The sequence below is a fragment of the Rothia sp. HMSC064D08 genome, from assembly GCF_001809525.1.
Taxonomy (GTDB): Bacteria; Actinomycetota; Actinomycetes; order Actinomycetales; family Micrococcaceae; genus Rothia; species Rothia dentocariosa.
The window spans coordinates 87,400-114,030 of record NZ_KV797899.1 but is presented as its reverse complement, the minus strand read 5'-3'; the positions used below and the strand labels follow the sequence as shown (position 1 = coordinate 114,030).

24 protein-coding genes and 1 tRNA gene are annotated in these 26,631 nt (G+C 54.9%); 10 read left to right on the top strand and 15 right to left on the bottom strand.

Going from position 1 to position 26,631, the window contains the following annotated elements:
- Positions 1-3: 3 nt before the first annotated feature.
- From glmU to HMPREF2625_RS05920, 3 genes are all read right to left on the bottom strand, one after another.
- Positions 4-1,446 (bottom strand): bifunctional UDP-N-acetylglucosamine diphosphorylase/glucosamine-1-phosphate N-acetyltransferase GlmU, encoded by a 1,443-nt coding sequence (glmU, locus tag HMPREF2625_RS05930; RefSeq protein WP_013398612.1) that lies wholly within the window; start codon positions 1,444-1,446, stop codon positions 4-6.
- Between the two features lie 58 nt (positions 1,447-1,504).
- Positions 1,505-1,575 (bottom strand) — tRNA-Gln (locus HMPREF2625_RS05925).
- 151 nt (positions 1,576-1,726) lie between these two features.
- Positions 1,727-2,995, bottom strand: coding sequence for an MFS transporter (locus HMPREF2625_RS05920; RefSeq protein ID WP_070522902.1), 1,269 nt, complete (start codon positions 2,993-2,995; stop codon positions 1,727-1,729).
- Between the two features lie 336 nt (positions 2,996-3,331).
- Here HMPREF2625_RS05920 and HMPREF2625_RS05915 point away from each other — a divergent pair, with 336 nt between their 5' ends.
- A complete protein-coding gene (locus HMPREF2625_RS05915) occupies positions 3,332-5,200 on the top strand; it encodes an ABC-F family ATP-binding cassette domain-containing protein (protein ID WP_070522899.1) in 1,869 nt (622 codons plus the stop codon).
- A 76-nt stretch (positions 5,201-5,276) separates the two neighbouring features.
- Here HMPREF2625_RS05915 and HMPREF2625_RS05910 read toward each other — a convergent pair whose 3' ends face one another.
- A complete protein-coding gene (locus HMPREF2625_RS05910; protein WP_070522897.1) occupies positions 5,277-6,305 on the bottom strand; it encodes a glycosyltransferase in 1,029 nt (342 codons plus the stop codon).
- Between the two features lie 397 nt (positions 6,306-6,702).
- On the opposite strand from HMPREF2625_RS05910, the gene HMPREF2625_RS05900 reads away from it, so the two are divergent.
- Together HMPREF2625_RS05900 and HMPREF2625_RS05895 are read left to right on the top strand one after the other, a co-directional pair.
- Entirely contained in the window at positions 6,703-7,233 is a 531-nt protein-coding gene (locus tag HMPREF2625_RS05900) for an acyltransferase (protein WP_048754410.1), read from the top strand.
- Positions 7,230-8,189, top strand: a complete 960-nt coding sequence (locus HMPREF2625_RS05895) for a glycosyltransferase family 2 protein (RefSeq protein WP_070522894.1) — start codon at positions 7,230-7,232, stop codon at positions 8,187-8,189. The genes HMPREF2625_RS05900 and HMPREF2625_RS05895 overlap by 4 nt, the downstream gene beginning before the upstream one ends.
- A gap of 18 nt (positions 8,190-8,207) precedes the next feature.
- On the opposite strand, the gene HMPREF2625_RS05890 is transcribed toward HMPREF2625_RS05895, so the two are convergent.
- The 6 genes from HMPREF2625_RS05890 to rsmI all read right to left on the bottom strand — a co-directional run bounded on the left by HMPREF2625_RS05890 (position 8,208) and on the right by rsmI (position 14,197).
- A complete protein-coding gene (locus HMPREF2625_RS05890) occupies positions 8,208-9,212 on the bottom strand; it encodes a GHMP family kinase ATP-binding protein (RefSeq protein ID WP_070522884.1) in 1,005 nt (334 codons plus the stop codon).
- Positions 9,213-9,239: 27 nt separating this feature from the next.
- Positions 9,240-10,127, bottom strand: coding sequence for a 16S rRNA (adenine(1518)-N(6)/adenine(1519)-N(6))-dimethyltransferase RsmA (gene rsmA / locus HMPREF2625_RS05885; protein WP_246826708.1), 888 nt, complete (start codon positions 10,125-10,127; stop codon positions 9,240-9,242).
- A gap of 63 nt (positions 10,128-10,190) precedes the next feature.
- A complete protein-coding gene (locus HMPREF2625_RS05880; RefSeq protein ID WP_070522881.1) occupies positions 10,191-11,015 on the bottom strand; it encodes a glycosyltransferase family 25 protein in 825 nt (274 codons plus the stop codon).
- 31 nt (positions 11,016-11,046) lie between these two features.
- A complete protein-coding gene (locus tag HMPREF2625_RS05875) occupies positions 11,047-11,949 on the bottom strand; it encodes a capsular polysaccharide synthesis protein (RefSeq protein WP_070522875.1) in 903 nt (300 codons plus the stop codon).
- Between the two features lie 236 nt (positions 11,950-12,185).
- The gene (locus HMPREF2625_RS05870) at positions 12,186-13,292 is read right to left on the bottom strand and encodes a TatD family hydrolase (RefSeq protein WP_070522872.1); all 1,107 of its coding nucleotides are present in this window, start codon (positions 13,290-13,292) and stop codon (positions 12,186-12,188) included.
- A 32-nt stretch (positions 13,293-13,324) separates the two neighbouring features.
- On the bottom strand, positions 13,325-14,197 hold the full coding sequence (gene rsmI / locus HMPREF2625_RS05865; RefSeq protein WP_070523287.1) for a 16S rRNA (cytidine(1402)-2'-O)-methyltransferase: 873 nt from the start codon (positions 14,195-14,197) through the stop codon (positions 13,325-13,327).
- Between the two features lie 239 nt (positions 14,198-14,436).
- Here rsmI and HMPREF2625_RS05860 point away from each other — a divergent pair, with 239 nt between their 5' ends.
- Positions 14,437-16,041, top strand: a complete 1,605-nt coding sequence (locus HMPREF2625_RS05860) for a dolichyl-phosphate-mannose--protein mannosyltransferase (RefSeq protein ID WP_037231859.1) — start codon at positions 14,437-14,439, stop codon at positions 16,039-16,041.
- Between the two features lie 138 nt (positions 16,042-16,179).
- Here HMPREF2625_RS05860 and HMPREF2625_RS05855 read toward each other — a convergent pair whose 3' ends face one another.
- From HMPREF2625_RS05855 to HMPREF2625_RS11050, 3 genes are all read right to left on the bottom strand, one after another.
- Positions 16,180-17,553 carry a TIGR01906 family membrane protein gene (locus HMPREF2625_RS05855; RefSeq protein ID WP_070522867.1) on the bottom strand — a complete coding sequence of 458 codons (1,374 nt, stop codon included), beginning with the start codon at positions 17,551-17,553 and terminating at the stop codon, positions 16,180-16,182.
- A gap of 118 nt (positions 17,554-17,671) precedes the next feature.
- Positions 17,672-17,890 (bottom strand): DUF3499 family protein, encoded by a 219-nt coding sequence (locus HMPREF2625_RS10775; protein ID WP_080974329.1) that lies wholly within the window; start codon positions 17,888-17,890, stop codon positions 17,672-17,674.
- Between the two features lie 26 nt (positions 17,891-17,916).
- Positions 17,917-18,402 (bottom strand): WhiB family transcriptional regulator, encoded by a 486-nt coding sequence (locus HMPREF2625_RS11050; protein WP_013398598.1) that lies wholly within the window; start codon positions 18,400-18,402, stop codon positions 17,917-17,919.
- A 655-nt stretch (positions 18,403-19,057) separates the two neighbouring features.
- Here HMPREF2625_RS11050 and HMPREF2625_RS05845 point away from each other — a divergent pair.
- Positions 19,058-19,867, top strand: coding sequence for a TIGR03089 family protein (locus HMPREF2625_RS05845; RefSeq protein WP_070522864.1), 810 nt, complete (start codon positions 19,058-19,060; stop codon positions 19,865-19,867).
- A 91-nt stretch (positions 19,868-19,958) separates the two neighbouring features.
- Here HMPREF2625_RS05845 and HMPREF2625_RS05840 read toward each other — a convergent pair whose 3' ends face one another.
- A complete protein-coding gene (locus tag HMPREF2625_RS05840; RefSeq protein WP_048751380.1) occupies positions 19,959-20,594 on the bottom strand; it encodes a GtrA family protein in 636 nt (211 codons plus the stop codon).
- A 198-nt stretch (positions 20,595-20,792) separates the two neighbouring features.
- Here HMPREF2625_RS05840 and HMPREF2625_RS05835 point away from each other — a divergent pair, with 198 nt between their 5' ends.
- From HMPREF2625_RS05835 to HMPREF2625_RS05825, 3 genes are all read left to right on the top strand, one after another.
- Positions 20,793-21,983: a 5-(carboxyamino)imidazole ribonucleotide synthase gene (locus HMPREF2625_RS05835; RefSeq protein ID WP_070522861.1), complete on the top strand. Its 1,191-nt coding sequence runs from the start codon at positions 20,793-20,795 to the stop codon at positions 21,981-21,983.
- A 59-nt stretch (positions 21,984-22,042) separates the two neighbouring features.
- On the top strand, positions 22,043-22,687 hold the full coding sequence (purE, locus tag HMPREF2625_RS05830) for a 5-(carboxyamino)imidazole ribonucleotide mutase (protein WP_037231852.1): 645 nt from the start codon (positions 22,043-22,045) through the stop codon (positions 22,685-22,687).
- Positions 22,688-22,808: 121 nt separating this feature from the next.
- A complete protein-coding gene (locus tag HMPREF2625_RS05825) occupies positions 22,809-23,831 on the top strand; it encodes a lipid II:glycine glycyltransferase FemX (protein WP_070522858.1) in 1,023 nt (340 codons plus the stop codon).
- A gap of 110 nt (positions 23,832-23,941) precedes the next feature.
- Here HMPREF2625_RS05825 and glpX read toward each other — a convergent pair whose 3' ends face one another.
- Positions 23,942-24,934, bottom strand: a complete 993-nt coding sequence (gene glpX, locus HMPREF2625_RS05820; RefSeq protein ID WP_048751337.1) for a class II fructose-bisphosphatase — start codon at positions 24,932-24,934, stop codon at positions 23,942-23,944.
- Between the two features lie 206 nt (positions 24,935-25,140).
- Between glpX and HMPREF2625_RS05815 the strand changes: the two genes are divergently transcribed.
- Together HMPREF2625_RS05815 and HMPREF2625_RS05810 are read left to right on the top strand one after the other, a co-directional pair.
- On the top strand, positions 25,141-25,869 hold the full coding sequence (locus HMPREF2625_RS05815; protein ID WP_013398592.1) for a DUF4245 domain-containing protein: 729 nt from the start codon (positions 25,141-25,143) through the stop codon (positions 25,867-25,869).
- A gap of 75 nt (positions 25,870-25,944) precedes the next feature.
- Positions 25,945-26,583 (top strand): carbonic anhydrase, encoded by a 639-nt coding sequence (locus HMPREF2625_RS05810; RefSeq protein WP_070522855.1) that lies wholly within the window; start codon positions 25,945-25,947, stop codon positions 26,581-26,583.
- The last annotated feature ends 48 nt before the right edge of the window (positions 26,584-26,631 follow it).

Here is a 26,631-nt window from a genome sequence, read left to right as displayed (position 1 = left end):
AAACTACTCCTGCGCGGCCTCAGCAGCCTGTGCAGACTCGGTTCCTTCACGATTTTTTAGAACCCAGTCATCAATATTGCGCTGGGAAGTCTCAGAAATAGCGAGCGCGCCCGCCGGAACATCCTTGCGGATCAGGGCTCCCGCACCGGAATATGCGCCGTCTCCAACGGTGACAGGTGCCACGTAGATGCCGCCCGACCCCATGCGGGTATGCGCGCCGATAACGGTTCGGTTTTTGGTAACCCCGTTGTAGTTAGCGAAGATGGATCCCGCACCAATATTGGCGCCTTCGCCGATTTCGGCATCCCCTACGTAGGTGAGGTGGGGTACCTTGGCGTCCTGGCCGATCTGTGAGTTCTTGGCTTCGCAGAAGGCACCGAGTTTTGAGTTCGCGCCCAAAACGGTACCGGGTCGCAGGTATGAGAAGGGGCCTACGGTGGCGTTTTCGCCGATGGTCGCGCCGAAACCGTGGCTGCGGATAACGGTTGCGCCGGTTTCGATAGTCATATCGGTCAGGGTTGTGTCCGGACCAATAGTTGCACCGGTGGCGACCGATGTTGTCCCGTGCAGCTGCACGCCGGGCAGCAGAGTTGTATCGTTTTCAAGGGTAACGGTTACGTCGATCCAGGTGTTGTGCGGATCCACGATAGTTACACCGTTACGCATATGTTTTTCCAGGATACGTTCGTTAAGTTTACGCCCAAGCTGCGCGAGCTGTACGCGGTCGTTCGCGCCTTCAACCTCCCAGCGATCCTCAATAGCGAGGGCGGCGGTGCGATGCCCCTTATCGCGGGCTATAGCGAGCACATCGGTAATGTATTTTTCGCCCTGCGCGTTGTCGGTCGTGACCTCTAGCAGAGCTTCGCGCAGAACCTTGGCGTCGAAAGCGTAGATACCCGAGTTTATTTCGGTAATCGCCAGCTCTTGGGGAGTTGCGTCTTTGGCCTCCACAATGGCGGTAACTTCGCCCGCCTGGTCTCGCACGATGCGCCCGTAGGCACCAGGCTCTTCGATATTGGTGGTAAGCACGGTAACGGCATTGCGTCCCTCTTCGTGGAAGTCCATCAGTTCGCGCAGAGTTTCGGCGCGAAGAAGGGGTACGTCGCCGTAGGTGACCAACACGGTGCCATCAACGAGATCGGAATTATCGAGGGCGTTAAGACCGACTTCAACGGCTCGACCGGTGCCGGGAATGTCGTCCTGATCGACGATAGTGACCTGAGCATCAAAGTCGAGAATATGCTGGGCTACCTTATCACGCTGGTGCCGCACTACAACGGCTAGACGCTGGGGGTCTAGGTCTCGGGCGGCAGCTACGGCGTGTTCCACCATGGAACGACCGCCTATCGCGTGCATAACTTTGGGGGTAGCAGATTTCATACGAGTGCCAGCTCCCGCAGCCAAAACAATAACAGCCGAAGGTGCCTTCCGATTTTCTGCGTTCACCTAGATGTCTCCTTGTTAGGTGTGGGATATAGCCGGAAGTCTACCCCCGAACTATTCGCTCCGCCACCAGGATTCGAACCTAGACAAACGGCTTCAAAGGCCGCTGTGCTGCCATTACACCATGGCGGATTATCCGCATGAACACCCGTCGGGTTGACGGACAAAGAAACGGATACTCCATAGTGTAGCAAAAATAGCAGCGTTCTCACACACGCCGCTCTGTGCCCTTGGGAAGCCCTAATTTTTGCATTACCACGGTGCCTGTGGCGCCTCAGATGCCCTAAGATTTATCCCTCTCAATGGCATGATTTGCACCAGATTCACGCGGTTCACCCAGACAAGCGCAGAGAACCAACCCAACAGCAGCCAGAGTCAAGATCATAAAGCCGCCCCAGGCTCCGGCGGCGAGCACGAGGAGCATCCAGCTTCCGATGCCCGGGCCCAGCGCATAACCAATAGACTGCACGGTCGCCAGGTAGCTTTGGGAACGAGACTGCGCGGCTTCAGAAGATAGTTCTGCCACATAGGTGTGCGACATGGGTGCAAAGAGGCACTCCCCTACGGAAAACAACACCCATCCGACAATGACGACGGCGGGCAGCTGTGCACAGATACCGGCGAGTGCAACCCCGAACCCCATAACGAATATCCCAAAGCACAGGGCGAGGTATGAAGGTAGCCGTTTAGTGAGATGGCTGAGCGGGTACTCGAAAAAGATCACGATTACGGGGTTGATGATCAGTAAGAACGAGTAAAGCTGTACTCCGTTTGGCTCGCTATCAAGCCGTAGCGGAACTGCGCTTTGATGCTGCGCATACACCACCATCGTGAACGCCATAGCTATATAGACGAAGGGCAGAGCGAGCGTATCCCACATACTTGAGAGATAGGCGCTAGGCTTGTTCCGGGGATTATCTGCGGCGGGCGAACTTTCGCGGGGTTCGGATAGTTCTGAGGTGCCCGAAGTGTTGCCTCCACCAGTGGTTGCACCGCGTATCCCCCAGTACAGGATGAAGGGAACAAGAGCCGAACCCGCGACCGAAAACCAGAACAGCAGATTAAAATGTTCGCGCCCGATAATACCCACGAGTGCCGGGGCGACAATACTTCCCACATTGATAAAGATGCGGTAGAACGCGAACCTGCTAACTCGCTCACGCCCAGCAGCAGAGGCGGCGACCAGCGCGGATGCCGGTCCCACGAAGGATTGAGAGACAAAGACGTTAAGCGCAGCAAGAGTGACCGTCCACCACCCGAGCGTGTAATCTGCGAGCGCGAGAGCAGTAAAAATAACGATATTGATGAGGGTGCTTCCCAACAGGACGGGGAGCTTACCGATTCTATCGGCAAGATGCCCGCCAACAAGCGACCCGCTCACACCCGCAATACCCACGATGAGCAGGGCGAGAACGACGGCTTGGGCGTCGAGTTTGATTTCGTTGAAGAAGACGGCGGCGAAAAGTCCGAGGAAACCGGTTGCGCGGTTAATGAACGTGGCGAGTGAGAGCGCCCAAATATCGCGGGTTACGCGGGAGAGTTTTTGTGCCATGTGTGTTTTTAAATTTAAAAATGTTTGAGGGTGCCGAGGGAGTTAGCTTGTGGAATGTGGTGCGTAACGAACAACCTGCAAAAAGCCTTACAGAGTGTCGTACGGCACTAGCCTAACAGAGCCCTCGGTAAAAAATGTAATACATATTACGTTGATTACCCTAGTACTCCTGTCTCATTTTTCATCGGATATTTGCCTTCAACAAGCTATAGGAATTATTGACGGTCGGCTGCCTGCACTTCCCCAAACGATCTTACGTCCAACTGCCTGCACGGTTTTCGCCGGATTTATACGAAGACTTCCAGGCGTGTGGGAGTCAGGCGTTACCCTGGATATGTGGCACATTTACTTGGCGGCGAAGCGCTGCACCTTCAGTTCCCTACCCGCACTATTTTTGAGGGGGTGACCGTCGGCATTAATGAGGGCGACCGCATCGGTATTGTGGGTCGCAACGGCGACGGTAAATCCACACTCATGAAGATTCTGGCGGGGCGTCTTGAGCCGGACTCCGGGCGCGTGACGGCGCGCGGTGGCACGCGCATCGGGTACCTGGATCAGTCCGATGTTCTCAACGATTCTCACACGGTCGGTTATGCTCTAGTGGGTGATACTCCAGAGTATGAGTGGGCCTCGCAGCCGCGTATTCGTGATGTTATTGCCGGTTTAGTGTCTGACCTGCCCTGGGATGCGCCGGTTTCTTCACTCTCGGGCGGGCAGCGTCGCCGCGTGGCACTGGCTGCTCTGCTGATACAGGAATGGGATGTGCTCATGCTGGATGAGCCCACCAACCACCTGGACGTGCAGGCAATTACGTGGCTTGCGCATCATCTGAAAAGCCGCTGGAGCAAGAACGCGGGCGGTCTGCTGGTGGTCACTCACGACCGCTGGTTTCTCGATGAAGTCAGTACCGACACCTGGGAGGTTCACGATAATATCGTGGAACCTTTTGAAGGCGGGTATGCGGCTTACGTTCTGCAGCGTGTGGAGCGCGATCGGCAGGCGGCCGCTGCGGAAGCGAAGCGCCAGAACCTGATGCGCAAAGAGCTGGCGTGGCTGCGTCGCGGTGCCCCGGCGCGCACCTCGAAGCCGAAGTTCCGTATTGATGCGGCGAATGCGCTGATTGCCGATGTGCCACCGGTACGTAATACCGTGGAACTCAAGCAGATGGCGGTTTCCCGTTTGGGTAAGGACGTGGTGGATCTTGAGAACGTCTCGGTCACCTTTGAGGATTCTTCACTGCCCAACGGCAAACGTGAGGTGCTGCGTCGCGTAACTTGGCGGATTGCGCCGGGTGAGCGCACCGGTATTTTGGGCGTGAATGGTGCCGGAAAATCAACCTTGCTTGCCTTGGTCACCGGCTCTTTGGAACCGACCGAGGGGCGTGTGAAACGCGGTAAGACCGTCAAGGTTGCCACTCTCACCCAGCAGCTGGATGAGCTGAAAGAGGTTGAGAACGACCGCGTGTCTGATGTGATCGGCCGCAAGAAGCGCAGCTATATTGCCGACGGTAAAGAGATGTCACCGTCGCAGATGTTGGAACGGCTAGGTTTTACGAGCGCGCAACTTTCTACCCCGGTGAAAGATCTTTCGGGTGGGCAGAAGCGACGGCTGCAGCTTATGCTCATTCTCTTGGACGAGCCGAATGTGCTGATTCTGGACGAGCCTTCAAACGACCTGGATACCGATATGCTGGCGGCGATGGAAGACCTGCTTGATACCTGGCCCGGCACCCTGCTGGTGGTTTCTCACGACCGTTACCTCATGGAGCGTGTGACCGATCAGCAGTATGCGGTGATCGACGGTTCCTTCCGGCATCTGCCCGGTGGGGTGGACGAGTATTTGGCACTTTCTGCAGCGGGTCGGGGCGGTTCTGCCGCCGGTGTTACGGGCGGTGCATCCGTCCCAACAAAAAAGAACGATTCTTCGGTTTCTGGCGGCCAGGCTGCATCAACGAACCCTGATCCCAAGAGCACACCGAAAGTATCGGGGGCGCAGGCACGCGCGGCGCAGAAGGAATCCGCTGCGATTGAGCGTCGCCTCGGAAAATTGGGCGAGGAACAGAGCAAGCTCTCCGAACAGATGAGCATGCACGACCCCGCCGATTACGCCGGGCTTGCCGACCTGGGGCAAAAACAGCAGGCGCTTCAGGATGAGATCGACGAGCTAGAGATGCGCTGGCTAGAGCTCTCAGAACTCCTCGGATAGCCGCTCCCCTACTAAAAGAGCCTTGATGCGAATAAAACGGGTTCCTCAAACGTTGCATTCACTATCAAGGCTCTTTTTATAAACTCGGGGAAGCATCCGCAAGTTCCGCAGCCATAGCCTTTAGGTCCGCATCCAGCCGGGGGCTGGGCAAACCCGCAGCCTGAAATAGCTCGGTGAAACGGTGCCGCCAATCTAGTCTTTGCAGCGCCATACGCACCTGGTTGCGGCTCTGCTCAGGTGTCCATTCGCTCACAAGCTGCGCCACCGCATCCAGCCCGGCGCGAGCATCCTGCGGGTCAATATCGACGGTCGCTCCATCCCACAATATCTCGCGCGTGCTTTCAGTTTTAGGCACCTGCCCCACCACGGTCACCCCGTGAGCGAGCGCGTCCGTCCAGCGCCCGGTAATGTACTCCTTGTTTGGGTGCGTGTACGATGCGGGGCTCACCAAAGTACTAAAAGCCAGTACAAACTTGGCGTCCGCGAGTGCTCTCTGCAAAGACTCGATGGATTCTTGATCGGTTACGCCGAACGGCGGGCGCCCCGCGAAGGTTATTCCCACTTGCCGGGCAAGTTCTGCGGTGCGTTCATCGTCGTCATAGGCGGAGGGTTGGCGCCCCACACGAAGTATATCGGTGGTTTTCGGATGCGCCAGATGCTCATCGAATTTACTCCACACGTCTGCACCCCAAGGAAGCACCCGTACGTTTTTAACCCCGGCGCTGCGCCAATCGTGCACGTCGTCGCGGTCCGCGACAAAAACGGTGTTATAGGTTCCGTTGGTGGCGATGGTGGGAATGCGGTCATCCCAGAAACTATCGATAACCCACCCGTAAACCCCAGCATAGCGTCGTGCGGCGAGGCGCGGCTGCGCGATAGCGTAAAGCTGTCCGGGGTCACTGGCGATAACAAGGGCGGTACGTCTTCCGCTGGGAATACGCGGCAGGCGCCCCAAAATTTTGGTAGCGGGTTTGAGCGATGCGCTCGGGTCAGGGGTGACGATGCGCGCGTCCAGGTACGATGCCATCAGGTGCGCCATCTCATGGATGGGCGCCCACCCGGCGCCTTCGGGAACGCCTACGATAATATCTACGTCGTGGGGCATGGGGTATTCATTTCGTGCGAGTTCGAGCGGGAATAGGTCGCGCGTAATTTTGACCTGAACTATGCAAAATGTGCGTCATCACACCGCGCGATATACCACTTAGTATATACGTTTTTAGGTATCATCCGGGATACTTGGTAATCACCATGACGGAGTGGGTTTTATATCACAGACTATTGAGAGACACGGAGGCAATACTCAGTGCATCATAAATTCCGGGAGTGTTTTCTTCATGTGGATGTGCATAAACTGATCCCGTATAAAGAAAACACTCTCGCATTGCTCCCTACCAAAAAACACTCCGCTGACCGCCGCCTGCAGGTAGGCTACAATATCTTCAGACGGGCTTGCCACGGTGGTAGAGCCGCATAGGTCACACTCACTCACACGAATTCTCATGATTCAGAAACTCAAAGATTTGAAATACCGCCTGCATCTTATGCGGCGAGAACGCACAAATGCGCAAAAACGACGTGAACTCACCAAAAATGGCATTGTTTTTGGTGCCGGAACATATTGCGATCCTAGTTCCACTATTATGCCTAAGGTCGTAATGGGCACGAATTGTTTTGTCAATAAAGAAACTTTGGTGGGCGCGCATACGACTCTGGGAAATAATGTTTTTCTGGGGCCGCGCGTCACCATTTTTGCCGACACCCATGAATTTGGTTCTGCCGCTCAGCGCGCGGGAGCAAATATTACTCGTCCCGTACACATCAAAAACGGCACGTGGGTGGGGCAAAACGCTGTCATTACCGCCGGGGTTACGATCGGCGAAGGATGCGTGATTGCCGCCGGTGCCGTGGTGGTGCACGATTGTGCGCCTCATGGCGTGTATGCGGGCGTTCCGGCGCGGCGCATCCGTGACCTTGATACCGAAGGGAACTCGTACCCGGTAGCCGAGCAGGTGAAAGGAGACCGGTCGTGACTCATCCCGAGCCCGTAGCGGCATCCGTCATCATTCCGGTGTATAACGGCGCCAACTACATTACGCAGCAGCTTGATGCACTCGCAGCCCAAACCGGTAACCCTAGTTTTGAGGTGCTCATTTGCGATAACGGCAGTACCGACAGTACCAGCACCGTGGTCGAAAGCTACAGTGCCCCCTATCCCCTGCGGGTAATAGATGCATCCCAGCGTGGCGGAGCCAGCCACGCCCGCAATATGGGGGCGGTACAAGCCGCAGGTGATGTCCTTATCTTCTGCGATGGCGATGATCTTGTAGAACCTGACTGGGTGGTTTCGCATCTGTACGTGCAAAACCTATATTCCCCTGTCATAGCAAGCGGGTCTCTGCTTCATGATCGGGTCAATACTCCCGAAGTTCTGCGGGCTTACGGTCTTGAACCCGGCGATGATCAGAAGACTCTGAGCACACGCACCAGGATTTTCTACGACGATGAGCTCACCCCCTATGCTGGTTTTCTGCCGACGGTTGCCGGGGGTAATTTTTCGATTCCTCGCCGCGTATATCTTGAGGCTGGGGGTATGGATTCTTCATATAAGAGTTCCGAAGAGACCGATTTTGCCTGGCGTGTGCAGCTTGCAGGCGTTCCGGCGGCGCTTACGCACGGGCCGCTTCTGCACTATATTCTGCGGGATAAACCTAAACGCATTTTTCATCAGCAGCGCGCCTACCAAAAATACAAGGTACTGCTGTGGGTGCACTATCGGCAGCATGGAATGCGCGGTCCCAGCACAAAGGCGTCCATCCTGGAGGTTCTGCGGCATGCTCCCAAACTTATAAGCCCTACGACTCGTTTTCGGGCGGCGTATCTGGCGGGCGGTAACCTTGGGGCGCTGGAGGGTATTCTTCAGTACCGCATTCTCAAGCGTATTCCGAAGCCACTGCGGCTGGATACTGCGCCTATTACAGAGGAATAAGGGACTATCCCTAAGGAATTAGAGCATCGCGGGGGTTTGTGTGGCTATCGCGTGACGGCCTCGGCGGCGAAGTGCTGCGGCGAGTTCATCGGCTGCGGTCGCGTCCTCCGCAAGAATAGCTACGGTAGGCCCTGACCCAGAGACAAACGCCTCAACTATGCTCTCATTATCCATGGTCAAAATAGTTTCAAGATCGGGTGCTAGGGTCACGGCTGGGCCCTGCAAATCGTTGCGAAGCTGCCTGCCAATTTCGTGGATGCGCGCAATCGGCGCTTCCGTCTGGGTTAGCGCGTGCAGCAGCCCCGAAGGAACCTGCAGCTCGCCAGCTTCGGGGTAACGCCCGGCGACGCGTCCCTCATCAAGCTCGCTAAATACCTGCGGGGTCGAGAGCCCTTCTGAGGCGGCGACCAGTACAATATCGAGTGGAATCATGTCTTCAGGCAGTTCCACGATGCGCAACTCGGTTCCGGTGCCCTCCCCCACGGCTAACCCGCCCAGTGGGAACGCGGCACGCACCACGAAAGGCACGTCGGCACCCAAAGGCGCAGCTAGGGCAAGCAGCTCTTCGAGTCCGAGGGTGCGTTCGGTAAGCCGCTTCTCGTAGAGATACTGGTCGACCGCAAGAAGCGCGGCGGCGGCATCTGCCGAGCCACCCGCCATGCCCCCGGCCACGGGAACGGCTTTGTCGATATGCAGGTGCAGGTTCAGATCGTTCACGGTAAGCCCGTGCGCCTGCACCATAGAGACGGCTGCACGATGCGCCAGGTTCGACTCGTCCAACGGCACCTCGGCTAGATCAAATTCTCCGGAGCGGTGCTGCTGATCGACCAGGGATTCGGACACAATATCCAGGCTCAGGGTAATTCCCGGTTCCTGACCGTCGCGTGCGGTTACGGTTTCGTAGATATTGACCGAAGAAAAGAGCGTGGCAAGCGGATGGTAGTCGTCCTCGCGGGGGTTCCCCACGGCAAGATAGAGATTTACTTTGCCGGGCGCTTTTGCCCGAGTTTCTAGAACATGCATTCTTTATCCATCTCCGGTTTCCCGGTCTTAACTTTCATCCGCCACTAAAGCTGGCACCCGATGCGCCGCCTGGGCAATCCGAATATACCCGTGAATATCTAACTTTTCGCCACGCTCAGTAGGAGTAATGCCCGCCTCGGTCAGGATCGCTTCGGCACGAGCACCGGAACCAGCCCACGAGGCAAGCGCGGCCCGCAGGGTCTTCCGCCGTTGAGCGAAGGCCGCGTCAATCACGGTAAAGACTTCGTCGCGGTCAATATCGGCGAGCGGCTGCGGGCGCATCTTGAATCCCACAAGCCCGGAGTTAATTTTCGGGGCGGGCCAGAATACGTTTTTACCGATAACTCCCGCTTTAAAGACCTCAGCATACCAGCTTGCCTTCACCGAAGGAACCCCGTAAATCTTGGATCCGGGTTTTGCCGCCAGACGATCGGCAACCTCGTCCTGCACCATCACGAGGGCGTGGCGGATGCTCGGGAACTGCGCGAAGAGGTGCAGAAGCACCGGAACCGCCACGTTATAGGGAAGGTTAGCGACCAGCGCATCCGGCGTGCGGGGAAGCTCAGTCACCTTGAGGGCGTCCATAAGCACCACATTAACGTTTTGTGCCTTGTCGGGGCGGAATTTGGCGATAGTATGCGGTAGCTGCTGCGCCAATGGTGGATCGATTTCGACCGCAACAACCTGGCGCGCGGCATCTGCCAACCCCAGAGTGAGAGAGCCAAGTCCGGGACCGACTTCGAGCACGGTTTCATCATCGGTAATATCTGCTGCGGCAACGATGCGACGAATAGTATTCGGGTCAATCACGAAGTTCTGCCCCAGGGTCTTTGTGGGGCGAATGCCCAACTGCGCGGCAAGGTCACGGATTTCTTGGGGACCCAGCAGGGGTTTATCGCTCAGATTTTCTCTCACCCTACCTATTCTACGGAAGGTTGCAGGTCTAGGTCGAAGGATGCCGCTCACTGGTGCGGGTAGTTACTTGAGAACTCTGCGTTTCTTCCGTATCTGCCAGAGAGTAGATTTGACGATGTTTTGGGCGTTCTTCAAGCGAGCTTTGGGGGCGGCGTAAATCCGCAGCTTGTTAAGGAGCGGCTGATTTTTTGCTTGGTCTGCTTTACGGTACACAAAGTGTGTTCCATCTTCCTCAATAAGACTGTTTCCTGTCCAGCCGCATAGCCCTGGTTGCATGACCTTAATATCCACCCCAAAATCAGCGGCGAAAAGGGGCCAATCATCTGCTAGCCAGTATTGTGAGCCGCGCGCATCAATCTGCTCAATAATTTTCTGCGCCGCCGACCGAGAGATCAGGTACAGTCCCGTGCAGGCAGTCCAATCACTAGCGCAGTACCCTAAACGGTGGCGGCCCCAAATAAACGGAGAAAACAACGACAACCGTGGGTAAGGAGTGCGGGGGTTCATACGACCCATCTGGGTGGACCAGCCATCCGCAAAATTCACCACACCAATGCTGCGGGATTTTTCAATAACCCGAGAGATAATCTCATCAATGGAGGGGTGGATCAACGCATCGTCTTCAGCAACAAGCGCCCATTCTTCCCCGCTTTCTAGAAAATCACGCCACACGTAAGTATGGCTCAAGGCGCATCCTACTTCTCCAGGACGGGCTAGACGGCCTTTTCTTTTCTCAAAATAGACAGCATCAAATTCAGGGCTTTCCCCAGGAGTAGGTAAAGCGCGCCCATCTACTCCCCAAAATATATCGAAACCTGCGCTCCCCGGGGCATTGAAGAACTGCTCAAGGCGATTTTCGTCCTTAAGAGCAACAACATATTTTTTCATTTTTCCTCTTTATATTTGAAACGACGGTGATTTACCGATATCCACCAGGGTATGTTCCAAATTTCATATCTTTAACAATTTTTATACGGTCAATATATTTAAGGCTTAGAGGGCTCGTGATCCTTCCCGCCAACTCAAGCCATGGAATAGGATACTCCGGCATATACCCAAAAGCTTGAGGATCTCCGTAGCTCTCCAACAAGGATGAAAAATAGTCCATCCTGCGGTTTAATTCGGCAAGCCATTCATCAGTAAACCTGCTATATGGTTTACACCCAAAAGCAGACATATTCACAATCGATTTATAATAGTTACGCTGGTCTTTCCCCAACGTTCCACTTGCTGGTGACGAATTCCAAGAGCCTATTTCATGCGGAGCAATAACCCACATATCTTGGGTAGCATTAAGTTCCTCAAGAAGAGGCAACCAGGGCTTATCCATAGGCTTTATATCCATATACACACCACCGTGATGGTGCATCAGATAGGCGCGCAAGTAGTCAGAGCGCTGAATATAACTTAGTTTTTCGTAGGAAGAGTGCAAAGGATGCTCGGGAAGCACATAATCCGCAAGGTTATCCGAGGTTATCAGAATAACTTCACTTTCAGAATTAACAGAACGGATAAGATCGATAGATTTCTGACGAGTTGGAGTTATCTGATTATCTCCCAACCAGACAATAAATATCTGATTAGGAGCATTTTGAAGATTACCCTCCGGAAGTTGAGAATCATAGAATAGATGATTAACCATAAATGTACTAGAATTAGGCATTGCAGTATTTTTAATACACTGAGTATATTTTTCAATATCATAAGAGTATGGTTTTTTCTGCGAATACCAACTGCGCATCTTATCTATCCCTGCGCCATCTTTGACATAATTAATCCATATATAATGTTTTATTCTTTTTGAAAAAGAAATGATTGACACAGCTTTACCCTAGTTCTCTCACATTAACATGCTATTGATACGTTACGGGATAGAAAACTATTTATCGAGATACCACATCGCGCAAAGACAGAATTTACTCCAGAAATTATGAAGTAAAGCCTTAAGGTGAGATATAGCATCTATCATAATAGCATATACGCGTGATAGTTCATGCAGGTTTCGATAAAGGTGGCACAAAAGATACTTATACCTTATGCACTGATCGTTACCATCATCTAGAACCCTTCAATTCCCCAGCTGCCGTACACATGCATCGAGTTCGCGCGGATAATTCGGCACAGGTCTTCTAGGTTCTGCTCGCGGTGCGCCGCCATGAACCGCACCGTATAGTTCGTCATGTACGAGGCATTCGGGCGGCCCCTAAACGGGTGCGGGGTCAAAAAAGGCGCATCCGTCTCGGCAAGAATCAGCTCAGGGCGTGCCATACGCAACGACTCCTGAATATCCTTCGAGTTTTTGAAGGTCACGGTTCCGGCGAAGCTCATGTACCAGCCCTGCTCATTACAGATGCGAGCCAGCTCAGCCCCGCCCGAGTAGCAGTGAAATACAGTACGCTCGGGGGCGCTCTCCTCAAGGAGGATGCGCACTACATCATCGTGCGCCTGCCGGTCATGAATCTGAAGCGCCAGATCGTGCTTCTTCGCCAAGCGAATATGCTCACGAAAGCTGCGCTGCTGGGCCTCGGTTCCTTCTTCCCCGGTGCGGAAGTAGTCGAGTCCGGTCTCGCCGATAGCTCGCACGCGCGGTTCGGCGGCAAGCGCATCCAAGGTCTCCAGAGCCTCATCGAGGATACCGGCGGAATCCAGTTCGGGGGCGGTGTTGGGGTGAACGGCAACCGCCGCCAAAACCCGCCGGTCGGCGCGGGCGGCGGCAACCGCATACAGCGAGGAGGGAATATCGCAGCCAACCTGCACAATGGCACCTATGCCGAGTTTTTCCCCAGTATCAAGGGCGTCCCGGGCAGTAATCTCTACTTCGCCATCAAGCAGATCCATATGGGTGTGGTTATCGACGATGGCGTACGGCAGAGGCTCGGGTGCAGGCGGGAACACAAGGTTGCGGGACCGTCCGTCACCGCCCTTCGTGGAGCGGCGGCGGGTGCCTTCGCCCGAAGGTTCCTGCGCTATCCCTCCCCCGGTCTCGTCACGATAAAGCTCGGCGCGGTAGGGCGCGGGAGTTTGCCCTTCTTCGATCTGCCAGCCATGCGGAAGCACGCTCGCCGTCAGTTCTTCTTCGCTTGGCATCTTATAGTGTGCCAAGGCTGCAAGGGAGTCTAAATACTCCTGAGTGATTTCGGTTTGCTCGGAGTGGCTATGGCACACGGTATTCTCCTGTGGGCTGTGTTGAGGTGTGTTTAGACGTTGGCATTTCGAGCGGCGAGGGCGGCTTCATAGAGTTCTCGTTTGGAGGCACCCGTTTCGGCGGCGACTGCGGCGCACGCATTTTTGAGGCGTTCCCCCGCATCCACCCGTTCGAGGACGAGGCTCACGATATCTTGCGCCTGCGGAGTTTCGGGAGGCTCGGCGCCAGCAACCACAATCACGATTTCGCCGCGTACCTGGGTTTTGTGCGCCCAGTCAGCGAGTTCGTTCAGGGTGCCGCGCAGGGTTTCTTCGTGCAATTTGGTGAGTTCGCGGCATACGACGGCACGCCGTTCGCCCCCGAAGACCCGGGCAAAATCTGTGAGCGTGGCGGCTACACGATGCGGCGATTCATAGAAAATCATGGTGCGCTCTTCCGCCGCCAGGGAGTTCAGCCTTCTTGTACGTTCTGAGCCTTTACGTGCCAAGAACCCCTCAAAAGTGAATCGTCCGGTGGGCAGTCCCGAGAGCGCGAGCGCAGTCAATGCCGCCGAGGGACCGGGGATCACGGTCACCGGCAGGTCGGCGTCGGCAACGGCGGATGCAGCAACATAGCCGGGGTCTGAGATGGTTGGCATACCGGCGTCTGAGAGCAGCAGAACTGTGTTCCCGTCGCTGACCGCCTGCACGAGCTGGGCACTGCGTTCCGCCTCGTTATGGTCGTGATTTACGATAATTCGTCCCGTAGTGTGCACTCCCAGCCCGGAGGCAAGGGTGCGGAGCTTGCGAGTATCTTCGACGGCGATCACATCAGCGGTAGCGAGCGCCTGCCGTAACCGGTCGCTGGCATCTGAGAGGTTGCCGATAGGGGTTCCGCCGAGAATGAGAATACCTTCCTCACGCTCATCAGACGCTAGGGGCTGCATTGTTGTATCGGCGGAGGTGGTACTTTGTGTATCGCGCTCATACATTTCGTTTTCGCTCACTCCCCCAGTGTATCGTGTGTGCTTTTCATCTCGGAGATGCGCTGTGCCGCTATAGCACTCAGTTCCTCATGATGTCGGGGTAGTTTTATAGATTTTATATATGGTGTGAGCCAGATTTTTGTGGTTTCAGGTATTTTCAAGAAGACGTGGAGGCTTACACCCTATAGGATTGATAGGTGATGTTAACCGCTAGTCTTTCTTTTACGAAGTCCAGAGTGCAGTACTCTCTGTCGAATCTTTTCGAGGCTCTGGGCGTCGCCCGTGTTTCGCTGCCCCGTTGGGGCTGGCTTGCACCGACCCTGATTGTACTCTTAGCGGGTGTGCTGCGTTTTTATAACCTGGCACACCCGAATGCGATTGTCTTTGACGAAACCTACTATGCCAAGGATGCCTATTCGTACCTGCACTACGGATATGAAGTTTCGTGGTCGAGCGGCGTGGATCACGCATTCGCTTCGGGGGATTTTAGCGGTATCTTACCGAACAGCCCCGAGTATGTGGTGCATCCTCCCCTAGGTAAGTGGATGATTGCCTGGGGAATGGCGATTTTCGGCGAGAACGCCTTCGGTTGGCGCGTGAGTGCCGCGATTATTGGTACGCTCGCGGTGGCGCTTTTGGCGGTTGCCGGGTGGCTCATGTTCCGTTCGGTCACGGTTGCCTCTATCGCTGCGCTGCTGGGCGCCGTTGATGGTTTGATGTTTGTGGAATCCCGTCTGGCGCTTCTCGATATTTTCCAGATGTTCTGGATTTTAGCGACTTTTGTCTGCCTACTTCTTGACCGGCAGACAGCGCGTAGAAGGCTCGCGGCGAATGTTATGAAGATTGTGGATGCGCACGGCGAGTCGGGCTTGCAGAAGGTTGTTTTCGGCCCCGGCTCGGGTTTGCATCTGTGGCGTCTTGCCGCCGGTATTTGTGCCGGTGCCGCCGTAGCGGTGAAGTGGAACTCTCTGTTCTTTATTGCCGCGATGGGTGTGCTGACGGTGTTTTGGGATATGAATGCGCGGCGCATCCTAGGGTTGAAAAATTGGGGTCTTGTCGCTCTGATTCGAGAGGGTATTCCTGCGTTTATTCAGATGATTGGCGTGGGTCTTATCGTCTATCTGACCACCTGGATTGGTTGGTTTAAGTCGTCAAACGCTTTCTACCGCCACTGGAGTAATCAGTTCCCCGATTCGGGTGCTGTGAAGTGGCTTCCCGAGGATTTGCGCCTACTCTGGGAGTATCATACATCCGCGTTTAAGTTCCATTCGGGGCTCAGCAGTGAGCATCGCTACGCGTCGCAGGCTTGGCAGTGGCTTATTCTGGGGCACCCGACATCGTACTACTATGAGGCGCCCAAGTTTGGGGAAAAAGGATGCACGGCACTCAATTGTTCGCAGGCGATCCTCAATATTGGTAATCCGCTGATCTGGTGGGTGTTTATTCCGGCGATAATTCTCGCCCTAGTCATTTTTATCCTGAAGCGCGACTGGCGTTTTGGGGCTCTTTTGCTGGTTTTTGCCGCAGGCTATCTGCCGTGGTTCCTCTACCCTAACCGCACCATGTTCTTCTTCTACGCTCTCTCCTTTGAGCCTTTCCTCCTCATCCTCTTGGCGGGTTGTTTGGGCGTGCTTTTGGGGAACCGTACCAGTTCCGTCAGACGCGTGCGCGTGGGCGTTTTGTGCGTAGGTGTATACCTGACGGCGGTTCTGCTGGTGAGCGCATACTTCTGGCCTCTGTGGACCGGGCAGGTTATCCCGTATGAACAGTGGTACGGGCATATGTGGATTCCAACCTGGATTTAGCGGCGCCATTCCCCAATAACCCGGATCCAATCAGGATGCCGTACGAAAAAGGCTCTTGAGGTGAACAGGCGTTAGAAACAACGATTTTGTTCACCTCAAGAGCCTTTTTATGCCGGAGGGACGTGCGCCGGATACCCGCTAAGCTTCGATATCGCCGTCACGTTCGGCGCGCATCGCCTTGATTTTCTGGCGAATCTGGTAGCGCTCCTTGTAGTACCGATTTTCCTTCACGAGGCGGTACCGCGTGGGCCAGGTGAAAGCCAGCAGCACACCGATTATCAGCAGGGTTATCACCACGATGGCGAGCGCCGCGTCGATCCAGAATTGCGGCGGGTATAGGCGAATGAGCGTATCACTCATGCGGAATTGCCAGTTGCCCTGCGGGAAGAAGGTCGTGTGGAAGGTGGTAAAGAGCCATTCCCAGCTGGTGGCGCCTATGATACCTAGCACCACGAGCATAATAACGGTGGCCCAAGCGCCGGTGTACAGGCTGCGGCGAATAGTGCCGGGGGCGCGTTCCTTCAGCGAAATACTGCCAATTAAGGCCAGCACGCAGAATACCGCCACGGCGATGGTTGCGAAGAGCAAGACTCGTTTGACGTCGTGCATATGCTGAATTTCACTCTGGAGGAATGCCGGGGTGTTTGCCGGTCCGGTGGTGGCTTTTGCCAGGTAGTCTTCGGGGGCTAGGTTAGTCACGTAGTCCAGCCCGTAGGAGCCCAACCGCATACGTTCGGCGAGGTCGAATCCGTAGCTGTCTTCGGGGAATCCGGGCCTGCGGTATTCCAGCCAGAGGAATGGTGCGGATGCGACAGCCCGAATAGCGATCATAAACGAGAGGAGCGGTACCGCTGCCGTGATGAGGGTGGCACGGAGCTTGAGCAGGCGTGGGCGTTCGGCGGCGGCTTCTTGTGCTGCATCTTCTTCCCACGTATTTGAGGTTTCGACGGTACGGGTTGTTTGCGTGCGGTATTTAGGGCGTGAACTCAGCGAGCCGGTTGAGATTTTTGTTCCCTTCTCCACGGTCACCAGGGTGGATTTTTGGGGTTTGTTATCGGCATCTTGACTGGGTTCTGAGGCGGGTGTATCCGGCTGAGCGGCCTTTTCTACCGGAGCCGCTTCTTCGTTCTTTTTCTCGTCAAACTTCTGCACTAAAGTACTGAGCGTGGGGTGCTTCGGAGATCCCTTTGCCTCACGGATAAGAGGAACAAACCCGGTTGAGACGCTGGTGTAGGTACGTACCCGCTGCCCTACGCTTTCCCCTTCCTGCTGCCTCGTGTCATGTGCGCCGGATGCTAGATCGCTGGGAATATCGGGGTTGTCTGCAAAATCCGGAGCTTCGGTGTACATCTGTGCCGATGCTCCCAGCAGTGATTCGGGTGTTCTTTGTGTTGCGGGGGCGGAAGCACGCGCCGCCGCTTCTTCAACGGTTTCGGTACCGATCGCGGAGCGCAGCGCATCCCAGGATCTCTGCCCTGAGGATGCGGTACCGCTGTGACTTTCCTGTGCCATAGGTGTCTTTTCTGAATAGAGTGGTATAGATAGGGTGTTTGTCCTATTTTCATAGGAGAAGAACCTTCCGCTGAGCGGCGGAAGGTTCCTATGAAGGTTGTGAGAGGCTGGCAGTACCTCAGGTTCGTTCAGCTCTAAGCTCCACCGTGTAGACGACTCGCCATCCTTGCGGTGCGGTTAATCGTGCCGCATGATAATCGCAAAGATCGTAAGCGTGTGGCTCGCGGTACTCGGACAGCGGGCCGATCGTCGCCGTAGAGTCAGCGTATGAGTAGCTGAGGGTCACCGTGGCTTCATGTTGACAGGTCTGCCGGGAGCAGTGTCTAACTTTCTGCATGGGTACTGTTGTGCCTTCCTAGCGCCTTAGCTTGCCTGCTTACGTAGCCGGCGACGCTCGCGTTCTGAGAGACCGCCCCATATTCCGAAGCGCTCATCATTGTCCATTGCATATTTTAGACACTCTTCACGAACGGGGCACGATTCGCAGACGCGTTTAGCGTCACGAGTAGACCCTCCTTTTTCAGGGAAAAAGGCTTCTGGGTCGGTTTGGGCACACAGCGCATCAGTTTGCCAGGCGAGCTCTCCGTCATCACCTTCAGTTCCGTACATACCTGCAGCGGCGGCCCACATATCGAGACCTTCGACGCAGGTAAACATGTTGCCTACCTCAACTGTGGAAGCCGCAAAGCTGCCTTCCTCAGTGGTTGCGTCGGCAACACTCAGGAACATATTTGCTTGTTCTTCTAGGGATTGCGCGGTTTGCATAGTATGTTGGCGGGTTCCGCCTGTGCGTTCACCGGCAATACCGGTGCTCAGGCGTGAATACCCAGCACAGGTGTATGAACCCATAGTTTTTCCTTCCGTGTTCTCATTGGCTAGATGAGTCTGCGGTGATTCGTTGGTGTGCAAACGAATCTTTTTGGCTCTGTAGATTTATAGTTTTTGGGCATGAAAGATGTTTCTGCAAATAAACCTACATAACTATTAGAAGGGCGACACGCCCATTCGTCAAACTGGACTTACAACTTTTATCCGTGTATGTGCAGATCACCGTCAAATATTTCAATGTTTATACGGTGTTAGACCACAAAATAATTACTTCATCATGAAAGTTTTGGGCGTTATCTTCTGTATATATATGTTCCTCCACACCCCCTCCAAAACCCCCGAGATTACGCCCCGAACGAAGTTCTTTCAAACTCCTAAGCACCTAGTCAAAACAGGTTTTTTATATCCTATTCAAAACCTAATCGTGTCACTTATTACATTTTAATAACCCCCCTGCAAGATATTTTATGAACTTCACGCCCGTAATGCGCCCGTAATATAACTTCAACGTCCTTAAGAGTATATTTGCATCATACGCAAATTTATGACTACAAATACTTTCTTCTTCAACTGTTATGACGTCAGGAAAAATATCTCATGATGTGGTCGCGTGTACTGCCGAAAGTAATATCATGCATCGAAATTTTTGGGAGTTTACACACGGTAAAGTTATTCTATGGCTGAAAATTTACTCTCGACCGTGGCAAATGCCCGTTCATTCACGCGTATTTTCGATGCTCTCGCGCGTGTGCAGACCCCCGCCCTTATCTGGCATGCTCGCGGGGGTGAACGCATCGAGCTCTCCGGCCGCGTCTTCATGAATTGGGTAGCCAAGAGTGCAAATCTTCTGGTGAATGAGTGCGAAGTTACCGAGGAATCTGGGGTGCAGATTACGGCTCCCCTGCACTGGCGTTTTCTGGTTCTCGCCTGCGCGACTCTCTACGCTGGCAGCTGCTTCGACGATGAAGAACCGCTTGTAGGCGCCTCAGATACCACCGATCACGCTCAGAGCCTCAATAACCCCGACTATCTTCTTCTCGTTGATCGCGGGCCTCTCTCGATGCGCTACCTTGGCAATTTTCACGAGGCCGAGTCAATGATTGATGCCGAAGTTATCGACTTCTGCGCGCTCGTGCGCAGCGAGGCTGACCAGTTCATCGGCTTACCAGCTTCGACCTCATCGCCCGTGGGCAATAACTTAACATCGGCAGAGCTGACGGCACGAGTGCTCTCTCGGGCACATGAACATGCTGGTCACGATTACCGTCTTCCTTCAGGGGAACGAGCATTAGCGCTTCGTCTTCACCTTCCCTCAGAGTTCGACTCGGCACCCTCAGCCCTCACGATCGTGACAGAGGCGCTTGCCTGCCTCATCGCGGGTTATGCCATATTCCTACCCGATCCGCTGGCTGACTTTACCGATACCGAGTTAGACCCGCTCCTCCGTTCTGAGCGAGCTCTAGATCTCACCTCGAGCCACCCCTAGAAAACGGCAGCGTAGTTCGCTCAGAGGGTAAAAACACTGCGGCGGATTCTCATAAAAAGAATCCGCCGCAGTATACAAACAGTCTATTTATTTATGAACGTTTACCGGTAGAGGGCTTATCAACATCGGTAATTTCAACATTCTGTTGCGAACGCTGGGCCTGTGCCGCAGGGTCTACCACGGGAACCGAGCCGGTCAACACGCCCGTCGCCTGGTTCAAAATGTACCCCAATTCTTCGTGCTCGGTAGCGTCCCCTTCATCCACCTGTTTACGGTGCTTGCCGTAAACCCAGAAACGGTAGAGGAAGTACCGCAGAATCGTTCCCAGCGCGGTGCCGATGATCGTACCGGAGATAAACGATGCTTCCGGCGAACGCAGCCCCAACACGTAGTTAGTGAAGAACACGCATCCGGCCTCAACCAAAATGCCAAGAATATTCACAAAGGCAAATTCGATGCCCTCACGTTTCCAGTTCTCGGATCGGTCTTCGCGGAAGGTCCACAGGCGGTTCATAATCCATGCAAAGATGGTAGCCACAACGCTGGCAATTACTTTTGCCTTGGTGTGTGCGTTCTCGAAAGGACCAAGCATCAGCGCCCACACCACGGCGGCGTTTACCAAGAATGCGGCACCGCCAACGGTACCGAATTTAAGTACCTCTAAACCGTAGGTATTCCACAGTGATTTAAGACGATCACCCAGTGTAGAGCGAGAGTCTGAAGCCATATTCTCCATCTTTTCTGCCCGTTAAGATGACCTGGGCGTCTGTGAGTTAAATTTTGATAGCATCCCTAAAATACTAGTACAGCCGATCCCGTTTTACCTTATTTTATTGAGTTTTATCATGCACTTCCCAGGTTATTTTCAAGTCTGCGGCGCGGAATACTACCGATATTTGGGAGCATAAGAGTACACTTGAGTGATGTGACTTACCCTGTAACTGGACCTGTACTTGGCGTTATCGGAGGCGGCCAGCTGGCACGCATGATGGCTCCCGCAGCAACAAACCTTGGATTTGACCTTCATATTCTCGCTGAAAGCCCTACGGTGGGCGCTGTAGCAGCGGTGCGAAGCGCACCCGTGGGAGATTATAAAGATTTAGAGACTCTGCGGGAGTTCGCTCGCGGCAAAGATGTTATTACATTCGATCACGAGCATGTTCCTACCGAATTTTTGCACACGCTTATTGCTGAGGGGGTAAATGTGCAGCCGCATCCGGAGGCACTGCAATATGCCCAGGATAAGCTCATGATGCGCCAGGCTGTAGAAGATCTTGGACTACCGAACCCGCGCTGGGCACGCGTTGAAACTTTGGATGAGCTTCTCGCCTTTGGCGATGAGATCGGCTGGCCCGTGGTTTTGAAGACCCCGCGCGGCGGCTATGACGGCAAGGGCGTGATGGTGCTGGATTCTCCTCAGCACGCCCGTGAGCAGGCCGCTGCCTGGTTTGATGAGCTTCCTCACCGCACCGATTTTTCGGCGCTTTTGGCGGAGGAAAAGGTTCCGTTCACCCGCGAGCTTTCCGCTCTCGTGGCGCGCCGGGAGAGTGGGCAGGTTCTCCCCTGGCCTGTCGTAGAGACAATTCAGGTGAATTCGGTCTGTGATGAAGTTATTGCACCCGCGCCGAGCCTCTCCCCCGCGATCGCCCGGGCGGCATCCGATGCAGCCGTTACCCTAGCCACCGAACTTGGGGTTACCGGCGTAATGGCGGCGGAACTCTTCGAGGCTCCGGACTCTTCAGCAGGCTTCTACATTAATGAACTCGCGATGCGCCCGCACAATACCGGACACTGGACTCAGGAAGGTTCGGTAACCAGTCAGTTTGAGCAGCATCTGCGTGCGGTACTCGATATGCCGTTAGGCGCAACTACTATGCGCGACGAAGTTGCCATTATGAAGAATTACCTGGGCGGCGAGAATGAAGATATTTTCGGTGTGTACCCGCTTGCGCTCAGTGCCGAGCCACGCGCCAAAATTCATTTTTACGGTAAAGAAACCCGCCCAGGACGTAAAATTGGTCATGTGAATATTACCGGTCGGGCAGCTGAGACTCGGGTGCTACGCGATGCCGCCGCGAATGTGGCATCTATTTTGCGCGACGGTCGCCCGCTCTAAGAGTTTGCCGGTATATTTCGTGTCCGTAGTGTCTTATTAGCTCACAGGAAGGATTGTTCATGAGCTCCCCGTACGATTCAGATAAGCCCGTTGTTGGCGTTGTGATGGGGTCAGATTCCGACTGGTCCATCATGGAAGAAGCCGCTACGGTTCTTGAAGAATTCGGCATCCCCTATGAAGCAGATGTCGTCTCAGCACACCGCATGCCTGAAGATATGATCGCCTACGGCCAGCAGGCTCATCAGCGCGGTATTCGCGTAATCATCGCCGGTGCCGGAGGGGCAGCGCACCTTCCCGGCATGCTCGCCTCGGTTACCGCATTGCCCGTTATCGGTGTTCCGGTGCGGCTGAAGAATCTCGAAGGCATGGATTCCCTGCTTTCTATCGTGCAGATGCCCGCGGGGGTTCCGGTGGCGACCGTGTCTATCAACGGCGCACGTAATGCGGGACTTCTGGCGCTGCGCATCCTAGGATGCGCCACCGACGATTTCGCGCAGCAGGTGCACTCCGATCTTCTCGATTTCTCGAAGGATTTGCGCCAGAGCGCGGTAGATAAGGGAACGGCTCTGCGTGCTAAGCTCGCCGAGCATCGCGCCCAAGTTGCCGAAGAAGAAAAAGTACAGGCACCGGCGGCTCCCAAACCCGCCCCGACCGCCGACTCTACACGTGATGAAGGGGACGAACCGCAGGCTTACGTGCCCTAATGTATGGTCATTTCTCGGTGTTATCGAGCCGTTCCGTGAAGATACGGAACGGCTCGTATTTTATCTACTCCCAAGGTCGCCTTCGCTCATCGTAACCTGCGGTTGAGGCTAAAATAGTTGAATGAGCAATATTCTTCAATCCGATATTTGGGCACGTTTTCAGCAATCTCTTGGTCATACCGTTATTCGCCACGAAGGCGAAGGCTGGTCCTATCTCGCTACCGTTGAGGGCGGGCGCACCGGCAAGTATCTTTACAGCCCCTACGGCCCGGTGGCACAGAGTGCGCAGGCTTTCGATGCCGCGCTCGACTCGCTGAAAGAAGAAGCAAAGGCTCATGGGTGCCTGTTTGTGCGCATCGAACCAATTGACTCCGCTATCTGGGGTTCGCAGGATGCAGCAGAGTTCCTGAAGGCACGCGGCGCTGCGTTGGCACCGCGCCAGGTTCAGCCTTCACACACGCAGATTATTGATCTTTCCGGCGACGAAGCTGCAATTTTTAAGGATATGAAATCCAATAACCGCAATCTGCACCGTAATATCCACAAAAAAGGTGTCAGCATTGAGGTGTCTCAGAACCCCGAGGATATGAAGGTGCTCTTCACGTTCCTCTCTGAGACCGCCGACCGCAACGGGTTCAACCGTCAGCAGGACGACTATCTGATGCAGGTGGCAAAGACCCTCATGCCTGCCGATGCCGCGTCCCTCTATATTGCTCAGCTGACCGGCGAGGATGGTTCCAAGGAGCCTATCGCGGCGGCGTTTGTCTACGATTCAGACGATACGCGCACCTATGCCCACGCGGCGGCCTCTTTTGCGCATCGTAAGCTCTCGGCAGGCATTCCGGTAGTGACCAATTTCATCTTGGATGCTAAAGCAAAGGGTCTGAAATATGTGGATCTTTTCGGCATCGCACCCGAAGATCAGCCTGATCACGAATGGGCGGGGTTCACCAAATTTAAGAAGTCTTTCGGCGGGCGTTCGGTTGAGTACCCCGGAACCTGGGACATTCCGGTAAACGTGCTAGGCTACCGCGCCTACGGCTACGCATACCGCGCGCGTCCCGCACTCAAGAAAGCACTGGGAACCGCTCAGAAAACCGCGAAATCTACAGTAGCTAAGGTTCGCGCACGCCTGAAAAAATAATGACGCTCCAACAGCCTGCAGTGCAGGTTTTTAGGCGCCCCAAATTCTACGATAAAGCCTGTGCCGTGTTCTCTACTTTAGAACGCGGCACAGGCTTTTATGTCAAGGTATTATTCCGTATGCGACAGAATCTCGCGCAGGCGAGAAAGGCGATGCTCAGCCTCCACGATACGCACGGTTCCCGAGGAGGAACGCATAACGAGCGACTGGGTGGTCACAATATTCTTGCCGTAGCGCACCCCGCGCAGCAGCTTGCCGTCGGTAATACCGGTTGCAGCGAAGAAGCAGTTATCGCTGGTGACCAGATCGTCAGTTGTGAGGATGCGGTCAAGATCGTGCCCCGCAGCGAGCGCCTTCTCACGCTCGGCATCGTCAGTGGGTGCTAAGCGACCCTGAATTACGCCTCCGGTGGCCTTAATAGCGCACGCGGCGACGATACCTTCAGGGGTTCCGCCGGTACCGAGCATCACGTCAACACCGGTTCCTTCACGGCAGGCCGCGATAGCCCCGGCAACATCGCCGTCAAGGATAATGCGGGTACGTGCACCGGCATTACGAATCTCTTCAATGAGCTTAGCGTGACGCGGACGATCCAGAACGCACACGGTCAGTTCGCTTACGTTCTTACCCTGTGCCTTAGCGACCAAGTGAAGGTTCTGTTTGACGGGCAGGCGAAGATCTACGAACTCTGCGGCTTCGGGCCCAGTCACCAGTTTTTCCATGTAAAACACGGCGGAGGGGTCGAACATAGAACCGCCGTCTGCTACCGCGATTACGGAGAGGGCGTTGTCCATGCCCAATGCGGTCAGACGAGTTCCGTCGATGGGATCTACCGCAATATCGAGATTGGGGCCGATGCCATCGCCAACAACTTCGCCGTTGAATAGCATGGGAGCCTTATCTTTTTCGCCCTCGCCGATCACAACGGTTCCGTTGAAGTGCACGGTCGAGAGACGGTAGCGCATCGCGTCCACGGCGGCACCGTCCGCGCGGTTCTTATCGCCTGCGCCCACCCAGGGACCGGATGCGATGGCTGCGGCCTCGGTGGCGCGCACCAATTCCATAGCTAGGTTGCGGTCGGCGTGGTTATTGTTTTCAGTCATTGCTCACCTTCGAGGTCGTTGTCATGGCCGGCTGGCTGGTTCGTTCCAGCGCTTTGAACCGGCACCTCCTGTTTACTAGCATAACGCGCCCGGCGGAATGTTCGCGTGTATTGAACGGGTTTGCGTGGGCGCATGTACCGTGGTGAACATCCGCCCAGGTGGGTGTGGGAAACGGTATGTCTTAGAGCGTATGAGAGAATGTGTGAGTGGAAAACTCTCAGAATCACGCGCATACACCGGCTGAGAGCGATGGTCAGAACGCTCATGCGCCGAAGGCTCACGCAGATGCTTCTGCCGATTCATCTGTTGTGCCACAAATTACACAAAAACAGGCGAAACGCATTAATGCTCCGGCGCGCAATATGATTATTTCGATGCTGGCGATGGTGGCTATTCTCATTCCGGTGCTCTGGCTCATGCCGCAGCCGGATAAGAATCCGTACCGCCCGCAGGTGAATTTATCGCAGGTAGCGGCTGAATCTACCCAGCAGGCGGGTTTTCCGGTGGCGGTACCGCAGCTTGAGGGTTGGCACTATAACTACGCGCGGTGGACGGGTAATACTCCCGATAATATCCCGTACTTTAAGAGCGGACAGGTGACCAGTAAAAATCATTTTATTGAGTTGATCCAAGCGAAGGATACAAACCCTACCTGGGTGGCTCAACAGGTCGATAACGCCGCGAAACAGGGCACCGAGTCTATTGGCGGTGTGGAGTGGGAAGTACGTTCAGCCACCTCTAAGAAGAACAGTGAAAAAGTGTATTCCTATGTGGCGCAGGTGCCTCACGGCAACGGTGAGACGACAACCGTGATACTCACCGGCACGGCAGACCCGGCGGAGTTTGCCCAGTTGGCGGATGCGACAGTCACCTATATGAAAGCGCCGACGATGACGGCCTCCCCGGGTGCATCCAATACTTCTAATATTTCGTGATCTTCTCTAGCAAAATGTACGGTCTGTTTTCGGTAAAATAGAGGGAAGATACCTCTCACTTTAAGGAGCCTGCTCATGGGTTCTCGTCCGGTTCAACCCACCGCTGAGTACGTTTTGGAACGCCTGCAGGAGGGTAACGCACGCTTTGTACGGGGCGAGCTTTCGCATCCGCACCAGGATGTGGCACGTCGCGACGAACTCACGGGTGGACAATTTCCTTTCACTACGATTTTTGGGTGTGCGGATTCGCGTACACCACCGGAACATATCTTTGACCTGGGTCTTGGCGATGCCTTTGTGGTACGCACCGCAGGGCAGGTTCTTGATGACGGTGCCCTTGGTTCGTTGGAATATTCCATTACCCAGTTCAAGGCGCCGGTGCTGATCATTATGGGGCATCAGTCTTGCGGGGCTGTTCAGGCTACCTGCTCGTCGGTGGAATCGGGGCAGCTTCCGGGCGGATTTATTACGCGAGTAGTTGAGACTATTCAGCCTACGGTGCTGGCCCAAGAACTTCCCCACGGCGAGAAGCCAAGCCAGTATGTGAACGAGATGGTACGGGCTCATACGTCTGCGACGGCTTCCCGTCTGCTTCAGGAATCGCGCGTTATTGCCGATGCAGTTGCTCGCGGCGAGACCATTGTGCTGGGTTGCTTCTACCATTTGGATTCCGGCGCGGTCGATATTGTCTTTGACTCGCGCGAGATGAAGTAGTTCCTACGCGTTTCATATACGAAGGAGGCGGTGGCCACCGCCTCCTTC

What these genes read in the sequence shown, in the direction of transcription:
- HMPREF2625_RS05880 (WP_070522881.1), bottom strand. Translation starts at nt 11,015, where the DNA reads ATGAAAAAATATGTTGTTGCTCTTAAGGACGAAAATCGCCTTGAGCAG.
- HMPREF2625_RS05825 (WP_070522858.1), top strand. Translation starts at nt 22,809, where the DNA reads ATGAGCAATATTCTTCAATCCGATATTTGGGCACGTTTTCAGCAATCT.
- HMPREF2625_RS05910 (WP_070522897.1), bottom strand. Translation starts at nt 6,305, where the DNA reads ATGCCCCACGACGTAGATATTATCGTAGGCGTTCCCGAAGGCGCCGGG.
- HMPREF2625_RS11050 (WP_013398598.1), bottom strand. Translation starts at nt 18,402, where the DNA reads ATGGGTTCATACACCTGTGCTGGGTATTCACGCCTGAGCACCGGTATT.
- HMPREF2625_RS05855 (WP_070522867.1), bottom strand. Translation starts at nt 17,553, where the DNA reads ATGGCACAGGAAAGTCACAGCGGTACCGCATCCTCAGGGCAGAGATCC.
- HMPREF2625_RS05860 (WP_037231859.1), top strand. Translation starts at nt 14,437, where the DNA reads ATGTTAACCGCTAGTCTTTCTTTTACGAAGTCCAGAGTGCAGTACTCT.
- HMPREF2625_RS05890 (WP_070522884.1), bottom strand. Translation starts at nt 9,212, where the DNA reads ATGCATGTTCTAGAAACTCGGGCAAAAGCGCCCGGCAAAGTAAATCTC.
- HMPREF2625_RS05840 (WP_048751380.1), bottom strand. Translation starts at nt 20,594, where the DNA reads ATGGCTTCAGACTCTCGCTCTACACTGGGTGATCGTCTTAAATCACTG.
- glpX (WP_048751337.1), bottom strand. Translation starts at nt 24,934, where the DNA reads ATGACTGAAAACAATAACCACGCCGACCGCAACCTAGCTATGGAATTG.
- HMPREF2625_RS05845 (WP_070522864.1), top strand. Translation starts at nt 19,058, where the DNA reads ATGGCTGAAAATTTACTCTCGACCGTGGCAAATGCCCGTTCATTCACG.
- HMPREF2625_RS05900 (WP_048754410.1), top strand. Translation starts at nt 6,703, where the DNA reads ATGATTCAGAAACTCAAAGATTTGAAATACCGCCTGCATCTTATGCGG.
- HMPREF2625_RS05920 (WP_070522902.1), bottom strand. Translation starts at nt 2,995, where the DNA reads ATGGCACAAAAACTCTCCCGCGTAACCCGCGATATTTGGGCGCTCTCA.
- HMPREF2625_RS10775 (WP_080974329.1), bottom strand. Translation starts at nt 17,890, where the DNA reads ATGCAGAAAGTTAGACACTGCTCCCGGCAGACCTGTCAACATGAAGCC.
- rsmI (WP_070523287.1), bottom strand. Translation starts at nt 14,197, where the DNA reads ATGCAGCCCCTAGCGTCTGATGAGCGTGAGGAAGGTATTCTCATTCTC.
- HMPREF2625_RS05810 (WP_070522855.1), top strand. Translation starts at nt 25,945, where the DNA reads ATGGGTTCTCGTCCGGTTCAACCCACCGCTGAGTACGTTTTGGAACGC.
- purE (WP_037231852.1), top strand. Translation starts at nt 22,043, where the DNA reads ATGAGCTCCCCGTACGATTCAGATAAGCCCGTTGTTGGCGTTGTGATG.